Raw genomic sequence first — 14,608 nt, 5'->3', positions numbered from 1 at the left:
GTGATCGTTTCGGATCCGTTCCAGTTGGCGCTCGGCGCCGTAATGGTCGCTACCCGAGCCACTATATTGACTATTAGATCGCTGTTGCCGCTGTAGGTCCAAGTCATCTCGGCGTCCGTATTGTCTGGATCGCTGACATAATTATCCAGATTAATAGTGGCAAAGCTACTGCCTTCGGCGATCATCTGGTTGGGAATGTTAGTTACAACAGGAGCGTTGTTTACAGGTATGACAGTAAATACAGCCGCATCCTGGTCAAACAGTTCGCCCGGATCGGTAGCCCGGAACGTGATCGTTTCGGATCCGTTCCAGTTGGCGCTCGGCGCCGTAATGGTCGCTACCCGAGCCACTATATTGACTATTAGATCGCTGTTGCCGCTGTAGGTCCAAGTCATCTCGGCGTCCGTATTGTCTGGATCGCTGACATAATTATCCAGATTAATAGTGGCAAAGCTACTGCCTTCGGCGATCATCTGGTTGGGAATGTTAGTTACAACAGGAGCGTTGTTTACAGGTATGACAGTAAATACAGCCGCATCCTGGTCAAACAGTTCGCCCGGATCGGTAGCCCGGAACGTGATCGTTTCGGATCCGTTCCAAATGGCGCTCGGTGCAGTGATGGTTGCTACCCGGGCCACTATATTGACTGTCAGTTCGCTGTTGCCATTGTAGGTCCAGGTCATCTCGGCGTCCGTATTGTTTGGATCGCTAACATAATTGTCTAAACTAATAGTGGCAAAACTGCCGCCTTCGGCAATCGATTGGTTGGGGATGTTAGTCACAATGGGTGGGGCGTTACTGGCCTCGATCAGGATGTCCAGATCTTCGATACAGTTCGGCGAGGGCCAGGTATCGACCATGATGTAGTAGGTTCCTACTTCCAGATTCACATTCGTCATTGAGTACGGTACGCTGCTAGAGCTGGTGCTGAAAGCAATACATTCACCATCATAATCCGGGCAGGCGTTCGAGATCGAAATACCTGTGTAGGTTGCTCCCTTGGGATCAAGCTTGATGTTCACATTTATAGCGTTGGTCACGTTGAGCTGAATGATCAGGTCCTCCCCACCGTCATAATAACCCAGGCAGGTTGCATCGTAGTAGTTGCCCAAGCCACAAGTCGTAAAGCTGTTTAATGTGTACGGCAGCGAACCGGAGCCTATGCTATACTCGAAGGGATTGGAGCAGTTTGAGCCCCAGGGAGGTAATTTCTCAATGACACAGTGGATGACAGTATCTCCACCATCGGAGGATAAGACCAGTGAATCCAGGTACACCCCATAGTCTAGACCAAGCGTCATTGCCTGGACTTCGACTTTGTCGAAATCAGAGCCGGTTCCAACGGTTCCACTCAGCGGAAGCACTTCGGTTATCCAGGGGCAGGTCTCCATGATGTTCCAGTGTAGTGAAGCGTTGCCTGAGTTTTCAATATAGAAGGTTTGCGTTCCCGTAGTGGTGCCCCAGTCCAGCGAGTCAGTGGTGACTTCCAGGACTGGCTCAAGAACATTTTTGATGCCACGCACATAGTCTACATACAATGGCCCAACGGCTGTGCGAGCCCCGCACATAATAGATACGGCCTCTACGTTGGCAAATGCTCCCGGCGTCGGTTCGTCTATATAGATGTTAGCCCAAGTGTTGCTGGGAAGTGCCCCGGTCCAGCCATAGTATGTGAAGGTGTCATAACCGGCGAATCTTACGCCTATCATAGCATACATGGTCGCCGCAAAATCCTTATATACCCGCGCTTCAATTCGGTGGACACCATTCCACGAGGCATCACTTGCAGAAACCACCGACTTGACCCACCATTCATAATCGCAAGCATCATACCAGTAGCCGTGGAAATTGCAGTCGTATCGGAGAGCTTGTGCTCCGCCAAAAGACGCCTGAGATAAACCAAAGGTATATGGGACAGTAGCCATCGCCCAGATTTCTATGCAACTTGCATCAGGCCAGTACTTCTGGACCTGGTTGGATGCACTATAGAAATTCCAACTATCAAGATCAGAGGTAAAATTGTACCAAACCGTGTCAACTCCGGCGGGAGAGAGAGGTACGCGCATCAGTTCATCAGAATATAGAGAATCCTGAAACTCCGATGGGCTCAGAATCTGTTGGCTTATGCCGCCAAGCGCAGGATTTGACATCTCACTTTCATGATTTTGGGTTCCGGCGGCGACATGTCCGGCAAATAGAAGGACAGCGACCAGCGTTAGACATCGCTTCATACTATCTCCTTGCAAAGGGTTATCCCATTGAAGTTAATATAAGCAATTCTGCTGAAATGACAAGGGACCATACTCCACCGATTAGCAGACCCGGGGATTGAGGTTCTACACAAAGATTTGGCTTAGGAAACAGCCACTTCCGTATGTGGGAAGTGGCTGTTACATATACGTAATATCAGAATGTTCTGCTTACTCCGGACACGACACCGGTGGTGGGCCTCCTGTGAATAAGTACGAAACAAGATAGGTCAAATCAGCTATATTAATCTCGTCATTACCATCTATGTCAGCTTCATCCAAACAAGGAGGTGGCGGACCTCCGGTGAACAGGTAGGCCACAAGGTAGGTCAGATCGGCAATGTTGATTTCATCGGGCAATACATAGTCGACATTGCCTCGCATTGATGGAACGCAGCAGCTTCCTGAAGCAATGTAAGCAGCCATCTTGCGAGTCCAGCCTGACCATGTTACGCCGTCGTAGCTTCGTACCCGCCAGTAAAATACGGAATCGATTCCTAATCCTTCCTCCGGGATATAAGACGCTACCGTTATTGTATCAGTATCGATACGCGGAGCCGGGAAGTCAAAATATGGGTCAAGCTGGAATTGGTACGAATCGATCCCGGTAGTGTCCATCAAGAGATCCCACGAGAATCTCGGTCGATCCGTTTGCATCGGGAAACCATTAGGAGGTGTCATTGACGAGACCTCCTCCACCGTGAAATAGAACACCATCCCGGGTTGAGCCTTCCCGTCCGACTCAGTTGCTTCTTTTGTCATATTGTAGTTCTGGTCCTGGGAAAAGATCAACTGCTGCGAACCATTGATTCGAATCCCTCCTGAAACCACATGGTCACCATCTGGATCGGACCCCGGCTGTAGATTAATGCCGATCGAATACTCGCCGTTCATCAGATTGTAATCGATCAGCTGCTCGTCAAGAGTACCATCCTGATCAACGTCAAGAACCCAGGCATCACCGCCAGCCAGTGTCTGAAAATCGGCGGAGAGAATGTAGCCCAACGGGTTGGTTACCGATACGGTAACATTGGTATAACCGGTTGTCACCATTTCGTCGGGCAGGATGTCCTGATCAGGCAATTCGCTGAGACCCAGAATCAGATCCCCCGCGTCAACCGCGCCGGAAACAAAATCGGGTTGACCGTCTCTGTCCAGGTCCGCGGTAGCCACGGCATATGTCAATCCTGCCCCCGGGTCAAACGGTACGGAAACCGCCTCAGAGAAGTGACCGTTGCCGTCGCCCCAATACAACAGAATCGCCTGGTTGGTGGCGTCAGCTACAACCAGATCTAATTCCTGATCGCGGTTGATATCGGCCACCGACAGGTGGTTGGCAAGACCTGTTACGAGAAGGCTGTCGGTCTGGTTCAGGTTGCCGAAGCCATCTCCCGTTGCCACCTTCACCACTGATTGTCCACTCGCGTCAACGTCTGGTACGATCACTACCACATCCCAGCGCTGGTCATGATTAAGGTCTGCAACTGCGTTGGCTACCGAGGAATTGAAAGAGCCAGTACCGATAAACATCGCCGATGATCTGGCGAAATTATTCTTAGTTGTGTTGAGGTAGATTTTGGCCGAATCACCTTCGGTAACCAGCAGATCATCAAAGCCATCGCGATCAAAGTCGGCCGCGATAGCCGCCAGAGCCGAGAATGACACTGTGTAGCTCTCCAGAACGCCCCCATAACCGTCACCCAGAATCACATTGTCCGGTCCAACAAAAACATCAAGATCGATATCGTCGTTGAAATGTCCGACAGCGGAAGCGGAAGGATCGGAACGTTTGGCAGATAGAGGTATCTTCGACGTTACAAAATCACGGCCGCTGTCATTGAGCATGACAAATAAAGTTTCGGGAGTGGCCACGATTATATCCGGTAGCGTATCGCGATTTATGAAACCGGTTTGGATATCCGCCTGGGAAACATCAAGATAGTTGATTGGAGGATCAATGTACGGATCGGCTCCAATACCCCAGGCTATAAACAACCCTACTTCGGTATTGCCGTTGTAGATGACATCCATGTTCAGGTCACGGTCGATATCAGCTATGATTACATCATACACATCGGCTGCTGGTCCTGTATCTATCTCATACTCGACATCACAGGCATCACCGATACCGTCAATATCACCATCCTCTTGTCCGGGATTGTATACGTACGGACAGTTGTCGGAAGCATCGTCCCAGCCATCGCCGTCGGCGTCGCCGGTCTGGTTGAAATAGACCATGAAACTGTCTGCCCCATTGACGCAATAGGCCAGATCGAGTCGCCCGTTTCCAGCGAGATCAGCTAGCACAAGGTCGTTCAGGCCATACACTGCCCAAGCAGTAGGTGCTGGAATGGTGTGAGTCAACGAAAACAGTCCAGATCCGTCGTTTGATAGAACATCAAGCGAAGTTCCTCCCATGCCATGAACTGAGACCAGGTCAATATCACCATCTCCATCGACATCACCGCTCCCCATAAGACCAAGATTTGTGCCAGTGATATTGTAGGTCTGATCATAATCGAAGCCACCCTGTCCGTCACCGAATACCACAGAAATGCATGCTCCAGTCGTGACGCCCCGGGTAGCCAAATCGACATGACCGTCACGATCAAAGTCAGCTGTCACAACCGCAGTTGCCCCGCCAATATCAGTAGTCGATACGCTCTGCCCCTCTGTGAAAGTGCCATCGCCGTTGCCGATCAAGGTACGCGTTAGACCTATGTCATTGGCGTACTGGACAACAAAGTCGAGGATGCCATCTTCGTTGAAGTCAGCACCGTCGATGTCGACTGGATACCATTCAGCGGCGGATATGCTCTGTCCGGGGTCAAACTGCCCGGTACCGTCGTTTAGGAATACCCGAAGGCCGGCATCGGCATCCAAGGAGATAATGATGTCATGGCAGTTGTCTCCATTGAAATCTCCGGTGTAGATACTGTTGGTTGCCGAGGGCAAGGTGTATGAGTTGCCATGGGCGAAGCTGCCCGCACCATCACCATAGAGTACAGAGAAGTAATAGGTCGGATGGGAATAGGCGCTTGTGGCGGCTATGTCTATATGGCCATCACGATTGAAGTCGGCCGTGACCATGTCATATGTTCCCACGCTGGGGAGTTCCGCGTGTCCCCATATCGCGAATGTTCCGTCACCCTGATTCTGCCAGACATTGATGGAATCGCCTGATCCCGTGGAAACCGCAATGTCGATGTTTCCGTCACCGTCGAAGTCGGCCGCGACCGGGCTGCGTGCCAGGAATCCGGCGTAGCCGTCGCTGAGCGAGTACTCGCCGGCCCCGCCGGCGACCTCGGTCGTAAACCACCACTGGTATCCGTTTTCGGTAGGCAACGGGATGGCCGCGGAAGACAACCTGCCTTCCTGAACATTCACTGTCACTTTTTCACCGGGGATTAGGTCGTTGTCAGGATACAGGATCGCCGCCTGGGCTGCTGAGCTGTAGCCAACCGTGCCTGAGATCGGGCCAGAGTGGCTGCCATAAGCCATAAAGAGGGTGTCGTCGAATGTCGAGGGATTCATGTTCGTATTGAATGCGGCCGAGATGACTGTGTTCACGGGAGAAGCAACCTCGTGCTCATCCGGAGTAGTTCCCACGATAACGGGAACAGTATTGTTGAATAGGTAGCGCACCTCACCATCGAGGGTAGTAACAACGATATCCTGAGAACCATCATCATCAAGATCGGCTATCTTGAGGGTCACTACCGTATCTGGCAGGGTGGCGATTTCTATCCCATCGCCAAAAGAAGCGTTGCCGTCGTTCTCCAGCCAGAAGATTTGTCTGGAAATGACACCCACTGTGACCAGATCAAGATCGCCGTCATTGTCCAGATCACCGGCATCCAGTACCGTCAGGCTGTCACCGGGGAAGTCCTTGGTGTACTCCGCGTCTTTGGCCCCCCCGTAGCTGGTCAATGAAACTTTGATTCTGGAGGATGAAGTACTGGCGCCGTCATAAACGATGGCATAATCCGGGTTTCCGTCGTTGTTGAAATCACGGGTCAGTAATTCTCTCGATGTCGAGTCTATTGGGTAATAATAGCCTGGATTCTCATCAGCGAACGTCATATTACCATCATTGAACCATATGTCTATGGCATCAAGATTGAAGGTGCCGTAGTGAAAAGTAAACACTATGTCCGTGGTTCCGTCGTTATTAAAATCATCGAGTGCTAACTGATGTATGTTGTCACCCTTAGACCAGGACCCGCCCATGGAAAAGCTCCCGAGACCGTTATTCAGGAAGAACATGATGCTGTCGTCGGCGATAACAGCGACATCAAGGAAGCCGTCGCCATTGATGTCGCCCAAACTCATGTCGCCCACCGCAGTTGTACCCAGCTCGTTAGACTCGGCGGATGGCGTGAAGATACCAAAGCCGTCGCCTTTCATGAAGATAACTTCACCTTCACCTGCAACGTCGACGCCGATGAGCAGGTCTACGAAAGAATCCCCGTCCAGATCGCCGGTGAGGATTGGTCCCGGCAGGGCAGCAGGAGCTTCAAACTGATCGATCGAAGAAAAGGACCCGATGCCATCATTGAGCATGGTGGTGATAGTGTCGGGTCCACAGCCAACCAGGAGATCGACGTAGCCATCTTCGTTGAGGTCGGCAACTGCCAGGCTATACGACGTGTTGCTCACTGTATCAATGGTCGGATCAAGAACAAAGTCACCTTCCCCACCCAATGGAGCCACAACGAACGACCATATATGCGCGCTGGATCGCGTAGCGCCGTTTACAGTGAGCACATCCGGAGTGACCTCTACCCACACTCGTTCACCCGGAATAAAGTCGTCAGTCTGCAAAGTTGCTATACGACTATAGATATCGTATGAAACGGTGTGAGCCATCTTGCCACTGATGGAACCGCGAACACTGACATTGGGGTAGTCCATGGTGGCATCATCCATGTCCGGGCCAAACTGAATCTGAATATCATGATTGTAAAGTGCCGCCACCGCATGCCGGGGGGGACCCATATCCTCTATGAAGGCTTCCACGTTAAGGCCAACGAACCTCGGGATCCACGAACGGGGTGCTTGGCCCAAATCAGCTGAGAGCTCAACCCGGTTGCTGGGACCATAGGTGGTGGTGTCGATCAGAATGTACTGGGGGTTGATCGCGTCGGGATCCAGCGAAAAATGCAGCGATGCGACCAGACCCTCGTCTAACGTGATGAGATCTTCCTCCGAGGCACGGACTATACCGATTACACAGGAGTCGCCTTCGGTAGGTGCATGCTTAGTGCTGTAAGAGTCAAAGATCGAGTTTTCAAACGAGATGGAATCCAACGTCAGGGGAGATGTTGCGCAATCCCAACTCAGTGGCAGGGACAAACCCCACACATTTAGAGTTTTCTTCAGGTTTATCTCCACTGTCGCCGTGCTCTGACCAGCTGGAACTTCTGTCCCCTCAATGAAGAAAGTATCGTCGAGAGTTTTGTATAAAGTATCTAACGATCCCCAGCCGCATCCAGGTGTCGGACCACCGTCAAGGTGTCGGGTCAAGATGTGAATATCATTTACTGTTATTCCATTCCATTCGTCGAGGTCAGCGACGCCGATTTCCGGCTCGGGTTTCAGCCCACCCTGGAAGAGGTAGTTTACCATGTGGTCAAAGTCGTCGGAGTCGATGTCTCCATCGTTGTCGGCATCGCCGCAATAGAGATCGGCGTATTTGAGAAGGTAGTAGTCGGTTTGCCCCAGCGAGTTGTCCCTGAGAGAGCCAACAACCCCCACTGTTCCATTGTCGGCCACAGCGATATCCCAGGCGGCCTCGCCGTTCCCGGTTTCGATGGTCTCCCACCAGAGACTGGTGCCGGATGTGTCCCAGCACCAGGTCTTCATCTCGGTGTCCAGCCCCGAGTATGTCCAGTAGCCGGTGATATAGACTTTGTCGTTATCTATAACCAGCGCGGTAGGAACTCTGGGGCCATTTCCTCCGAACTGCCAGTTAGTATGGGAGATCTCGCCCATTAGATCGTCGTAGCGAAGAATGACCCCGTTGATCGCCGGATCGATACCCAATACTCCAATCACCCAGGTGCGTCCACTACCGTCCACACCGATATCGACACCTTCGTCTCCCTCACCGGCCCAAATATAAGTGTTATACCAGGTGGTGTCGCCGTCGGACGAAAACTTCAGCGCCAGGATGTCGTCAAGCGACCGCCCAGTAATGTACACATATCCGGCGTCATCGACACAGACAGCGTTAGCATGATCAAAGTCCTCCGGGGAAGGTTCAGGATTCTCCCATGTCCTGACCCAGACAGCGGGAGGACCAGTAGGAGAGTACTTGGCCACCAGGACATCATCGTCGGCCTGATTGGTGATAGTTTTCCCGACAGCATAGATATATCCGTTTTTGCAACAGACGTCTTTGAAATTATCAGGTGCATTCCCGCCGAAACCATCTATGGTGTCCTCCCACAGCCAGTTCCCGGCGGTGTCATAAGCCACTATCACGGCATCGTAGGAGACGCCATTTTGCGTCTGGCCCACTACATAGACATTGTCCCCGTCCGTCGCTATTGCCGTAGCAACATCCACATTGCCCGCCCCGTCCCACTCGGTTTGCCAGTGGATGTTTCCATCGGGATTGTATCTGATCGTTCCCATGTTCGTGTTTTCCCCAAACACGAATCGACCTCCCGTAACATAGACATTACCGGCCGCATCGGTGGTAATATCCGTAGCGTAGTCTCGGGCTGGGTCAACAATGAGCGAGCTGGCCCTATCCGTCCAGGCGATAGTGCCGTCCTCATTCACCTTACCGGTGAGGTAGTCTTCCTGGGTGCCCATACCCGGCGATGTGCCTGTAAAGACCATGGCGTTGTCGGGTGTAAAAGCAACGGCCAGCGCTGAGTCGTGTCCATTAGCCGAACCATTTATGGTGCGTTCAAGAACTTTTACAATGGCCGCTTCTGTTACAGATGTAAATAAGAATACAACTATCAGGGTAGCCAGCGCCACCAGAGCAGCTCTTTTAGCAAGAAACATGTCTTATCCCTCCGTCCGAAAGTAGGTACAGAGTTTGCCCATGCACGGACGCGGTATCAAGAGGAGTCAATCAATGTTGATACGCCATGACGGCAAACTATCAAATTCGTACTAATACATATACTATAGTCCACAACGCCTATATTGTCAAGGCTTTAGAGGATTTCGGCTTTCCTGGCAGTATCTTTAGGAATGAATCGAAGACAGATGGTGTGTTCCAGGGATTGCTGAATTCAGAGTAGGGAACATCTATTGCTTTGCAGAGAATTCTGTCTTGATCACGACGATGCAGGCCAGTCGATTTCAGATATTAAGGATATATTTCCGATGCCTTTTGAGCAACGATGTCGGTATGTTTTAAAACGTGTCTGCCAGATGTTTCTTGGTGACTGATTTCCTTAAGTAGCGATGAGGACCTCGGTGCGAAACTGAGGTCCTAGAATAACTTCTTCTACTTCCACCGACTTAACCAACCATAAACGGCTACCCCGGCAGAAAACTCACAGCCAGCCCTTCTTCTTGGAGGCAGGCATCTGTCTCACCTGGACTATATCTTCCCAGTTGAAATAAACCGTCCCCTTACCGTCCTCATAGCAGAGCATATCCAGTTCCGGCATAATCAGAGCCGAATCTATGGTCACGGTGTTGCGCTCCGGCGAGCCACAACATCCACGGATAGTGATATCAAGACTATCATTATCCTGGCCGCGAATAACGTTCTCGTTAAGCCAGCCTTTCGATTCAAATAGCTTGCGCCACTTTTCTCCCTTGGTCATGTTCTATTGCTTCTCCTTCCCATTACTCGAAGACGGCTACAATTACCGAACCCGGAGTCATAGATTAGCGTTCCTTATGATACGCCCCCGAAAGCAAAGACGCAATATCATATTCTCATTGGTAGGGAAGTAGACTGTGTCCGACAGAACCGCCTTGTCTCCGAAGATACAGAGCTTGCCTACAATCTATTAGATGTCAATTTCTGGCGTTAATGATGACTAATCATGTCCTAGTTTCTGAGAGATCAGGTTAGTGTACTTGAAAAAGTACGTCAGCATACAGGTTAATGTACCGTCAGTGTATAAACACTAACCAACTTGATAAGTCTTTGTGGTTCTTGATACTTGGTTTGGGGGTGGAAAGGTATGACTAACAACGTAAAAAAGCCTCTAAACCATAAAGTTTTTTTGAGGTCAATACTAATGGTGCCGAAGGGGGGAATCGAACCCCCACGTTTATGTAGTAATGACAACGACTTACAGCGATGACAAATACTCAGGTCAGTGTAAAATAGTATCAAAAAGTATCAAGTGCTGCATTTGGGACCAATGTTGATAGCGGGGTGGAGGACAGAAGGGACGCGGCATTTGGCAAAACGTCAGTATCGTCAGTAACGTCAGTTAATTGGGAGACCGGGCAATTGAGTCCCGGCTCAACCCACGGGTCTCTATCTCGTGCCACCATGGAATCCCTATTCTGGAGTTCCACACCTTTGACTTTTCGACAGGTTTGTGTATTACATCATAGCAGGGTGGCGATACGGTCTTGTGTGCCACCAACATGGAATGAAAACATAAATCAGGAGTGTCTTCGATGAACCCTCACCGTATCCTTCTTGTAACAACAATCGTAGCCTGTCTCATTCTATCCATGCTAACTCAACCTGCTCTTAGCGAAACAAGTGTATCTCTGGACCATGTTGATGGTTTTTCTGTACTGGGGCAAATTACACGGGGGCAGGTCACTCTCAGGGACATCTGTCCCTGAGAGTTGCAGTCCGGTGACTATTGAACAATCTCCCCACGGATTTGACAGAATCAACATAGTCTAGTATATTATGGCTTGATCGTCGGTGAACACACTTAAGGAACCCACGAGTTCAGATACACCGTCAACAAATCCGGGATTGTCGTCGATTGCAGATATTATCGGATTTCTTCGACTGTTTGTCAGTTGCGGTCCGACTGATGTTGTAACCTGCCGGGACGTAAAAAAGTTGACGCCCGAAGATGCCGATAGAATGAAAGAGACAATGTCGATACAGTTGCTAACCAATATCGAAGGAATATAGGCGTGATGACACTACCTCATAGCTTGATCCGGATAACTTATCTGGTGGTTCTAATCGGATTTCTGGTTTGTATGTCATTGTATGCCCAGGAGCAGACGGTTGGGCTTTTTGTTTATGACTCATCGGCTCATGACGGATACAATCTGTTTGGATCAATCCGCAGCAATGTAACTTACCTGATGGATATGTACGGTCGCCAGGTGCATTCCTGGCAGGTAGACTATCCACCCGGCAATTCCGTCTATTTGCTTGAGAACGGTCACTTGCTAAGGCCGTCGCGGCCCGTCAACGGTGGCGGCGGACTGATTCAGGAGATCGACTGGGACGGCACGATACTTTGGGAGTATACATACTTCGACTCCACCGTTCGTCAGCACCACGATATCGAGCCTATGCCCAATGGCAATGTGCTACTATTGGCTTGGGAGTACAAGACTCTGGAGGAGGCAGTTGCCGCTGGACGCGACACGTCGCTGTTGAACGATAGCACCCTCTGGCCGGAGCATGTGATAGAGGTGGAACCGAACGGTGCAACCGGAGGTAATATTGTGTGGGAATGGCATCTCTGGGATCATCTGATTCAGGATTACGACCCGATCAAGAACAACTACGGTGTTGTAGCGGACCATGCGGAACTTGTGAACATCAATTGGGTACTGAACTTCAATGCTGACTGGATTCATGCCAATGCCATCGAGTACAATGCTGAATTAGATCAAATCATCATTTGCAGCCGTAACCTTAGCGAGTTTTGGGTGATCGACCATAGCACTTCCACCGCCGAAGCAGCTGGCCATACCGGTGGGAACTCTGGTATGGGGGGTGATATCCTGTTTCGGTGGGGAAATCCTCAGGTTTATGATGCCGGGAGCGAGGTTGATCAAAGATTGTTCCTTCAGCATGATGCTCAGTGGATAGAACCTGGATGCCCTGGCGAAGGGAACTTCCTGGTGTTTAACAACGGCGGTCAGTCAGTACTTTACTCAACAGTGGATGAGATTGAATCTCCGGTCGATGCTGGTGGCCAATATCCCCCACCGACACCCGGTACGCCCCATGGCCCGACGCAAGCATCATGGGTCTATGTGGCTGATCCGCCGGGTGGTTTCTATTCCTCCAATATCTCTGGCGCTCAACAGTTGGCCAACGGCAATACCCTGATCTGTGCCGGAGCTGGAGGACGCTTTTTTGAGGTGACTCCAACCTTTGAAATCGTCTGGGAATACATCAACCCCGCGACCACCGCCGGTCCTGTACCCCAAGGTGTCGTTCCCGGCAACAACAGTGTTTTCAGATGCAATCGGTACCTGGCGGATTATCCCGGCCTACTGGGTCGTGACCTGACGCCCGAATCAACTCTTGAAACCTATCCAATAACTATAAGTGGTACCACTGAGTATCCTTCAAATCCTTCAGAAGTTGACTCTCAGGTTGTAATACTCTCGACGATTAAATCTGATTCTGGGCTTGCAACTGTAACGGTCATGATAGATGTCGGAGCTGGGTATCAAGCGTTTCCAATGTTCGATGATGGCCTGCACATGGATGGAAGCGCAAATGACTCTCTTTTTGGAGCGTTGCTGGGATCACTGGAGCCCGGTGAGGTAACGTATTATATTGTAGCATTAGACGACTCTTCAAACACAGTAAATGATCCATATAACTCACCATCCATAGTCTACAGATTCACAGTTGACTCCGGCTGCTGCAACGGCGACGGTCTGCGCGGCAATGTCGACTACGTATTGCCCGATGAAATCAACATTGCTGACCTGACTTACCTTGTGGCCTACCTGTTCACTGGAGGATCAGAGCCACCGTGCATGGAGGAAGGTGACGTAGACGGCAATGATGAGATCAATATCGCCGACCTGACTTATCTCGTTTCGTACCTGTTCACTGGAGGACCCGCACCGGTGGCGTGTCCGTAGATGACATAGATTCTGGCGTGACATTGATCTTGAATGGCCACTTCTCATCGTAAGGGGTGGCCGTTCTCTTGTGAGGGGATTCCCCCGAACAAATCTTTTGCGTACAAAGGAGAAACTTGCCGAATCAGTAGACTCTGTTCTGGGGGGGCCTACCCCCACGGCTTATTGGACTGCCTTTGTCTACGTTAGTGTATTTTGTTAGTGTAAAATACTATCAAAAACCGTAAAGTGACATTTCTCGTAACGGGCTGTGCGCGTTGCACTTAAGAGAAATGCCGAAGGGGGGATTCGAACCCCCACGTCCTTGCGGACACTGCGCCCTGAACGCAGCGCGTATACCAGTTTCACCACTTCGGCATCAGTTGTGACGCAAACACTTGACCCATTAAGCTGAGCAGATAGCTCTGGGCAAATACCCAGATAAGCCAGCCTTCAGCAATACAACGGCTTTGCACTCACGCGACGAACAAAGATGTGTATATCGTAGGGTTATGTCAATAGATTTGTATCGGTTGGAAGCGTACACTCCGACACAAGTCATGCAGATCGAATTTTCTACGCCATGACAATCCTAAAGGTTGCTTAGCAGTCGGGTCATTGCCATTGGGATTGCTCGGGACTACTTACTTGAGACGAGAAGCCGCATACTTACGACCACTCCACCAAAAGACTTGATCGAGTTGAAATCGGCGAAAGCCTGAAATCCCCATTTGCCCCGGAACAGCTGACCCTGCAACAAGAATCCGGTGGTTGTACTTACCTCCTTGTCCCATTGATCAGGAAAAATCCAGTTATCGATCCATTCTCCTTTTTGGGTGACAGTTACCGAGCCAACTCCAGCTGAAACCGAAAGTGAACTCTTCTGCTGTTTGTCTACCTTTACCCAACCGAACAGTATGCCGAAATCGTTGGCTCCCCGTCTGAAAGATGGCCCCGAAAATAACCCATCGTCACTGTCATTGACTCCACCGAGTTCACGGCTCTCTGCCCAGCGTATGCTTACCAGACCATGACTTCCAAGCTGTAATGAACCATTGGCATGCCCTGCCAAACCTTCTGACCCTACGCCCGCTCCAAAAGCCAACCAAAAATCACCGGCTTGTAACGGCTGCCAACTCATGATGAAGATCGCTATAGCAATGAACGTTTTCATCCCAACACCTCCCTATACCACATTGGGTCTCATCAAGAACAGCCAGTAAGAATAAGACGGCAAGCAGCCTGACCTATCCTTGCCCTGTCCTGTTCATTATAGAGAAATTTGTTTGATTAGTCAATCACCAGAAAAAGCTGATACAGGATTAGATCCCCGGATCCGCTGATTACTTGTCGACTGTGCC

General features: G+C 50.5%; 5 protein-coding genes and 1 tRNA gene. 1 reads left to right on the top strand and 5 read right to left on the bottom strand.

Translation table 11 applies throughout. The annotated features are described in order from the left end of the window. The 3 genes from KOO62_09105 to KOO62_09095 all read right to left on the bottom strand — a co-directional run. A partial coding sequence (locus KOO62_09105) for a hypothetical protein (GenBank protein MBU8934152.1) occupies positions 1-2,231 on the bottom strand: 2,231 nt, incomplete at its 3' end. 189 nt (positions 2,232-2,420) lie between these two features. After that, positions 2,421-9,269 carry a VCBS repeat-containing protein gene (locus KOO62_09100; protein ID MBU8934151.1) on the bottom strand — a complete coding sequence of 2,283 codons (6,849 nt, stop codon included), beginning with the start codon at positions 9,267-9,269 and terminating at the stop codon, positions 2,421-2,423. 500 nt (positions 9,270-9,769) lie between these two features. Beyond that, positions 9,770-10,045: a hypothetical protein gene (locus tag KOO62_09095; protein MBU8934150.1), complete on the bottom strand. Its 276-nt coding sequence runs from the start codon at positions 10,043-10,045 to the stop codon at positions 9,770-9,772. Between the two features lie 1,294 nt (positions 10,046-11,339). Between KOO62_09095 and KOO62_09090 the strand changes: the two genes are divergently transcribed. After that, the gene (locus tag KOO62_09090) at positions 11,340-13,268 is read left to right on the top strand and encodes an aryl-sulfate sulfotransferase (protein ID MBU8934149.1); all 1,929 of its coding nucleotides are present in this window, start codon (positions 11,340-11,342) and stop codon (positions 13,266-13,268) included. A gap of 273 nt (positions 13,269-13,541) precedes the next feature. On the opposite strand, the gene KOO62_09085 is transcribed toward KOO62_09090, so the two are convergent. After that, positions 13,542-13,625: transfer RNA gene (locus KOO62_09085), tRNA-Leu, on the bottom strand. A 262-nt stretch (positions 13,626-13,887) separates the two neighbouring features. After that, complete coding sequence (locus KOO62_09080) at positions 13,888-14,421, bottom strand: hypothetical protein (protein MBU8934148.1); 534 nt, start codon at positions 14,419-14,421, stop codon at positions 13,888-13,890. Between the last annotated feature and the right edge of the window lie 187 nt (positions 14,422-14,608).

It is taken from the genome of Candidatus Zixiibacteriota bacterium (genome assembly GCA_019038695.1).
Lineage (GTDB): Bacteria > Zixibacteria > MSB-5A5 > GN15 > FEB-12 > B120-G9.
Note: the sequence above shows the minus strand (reverse complement) of the source record. Positions and strands in the feature narration are given on the sequence as shown.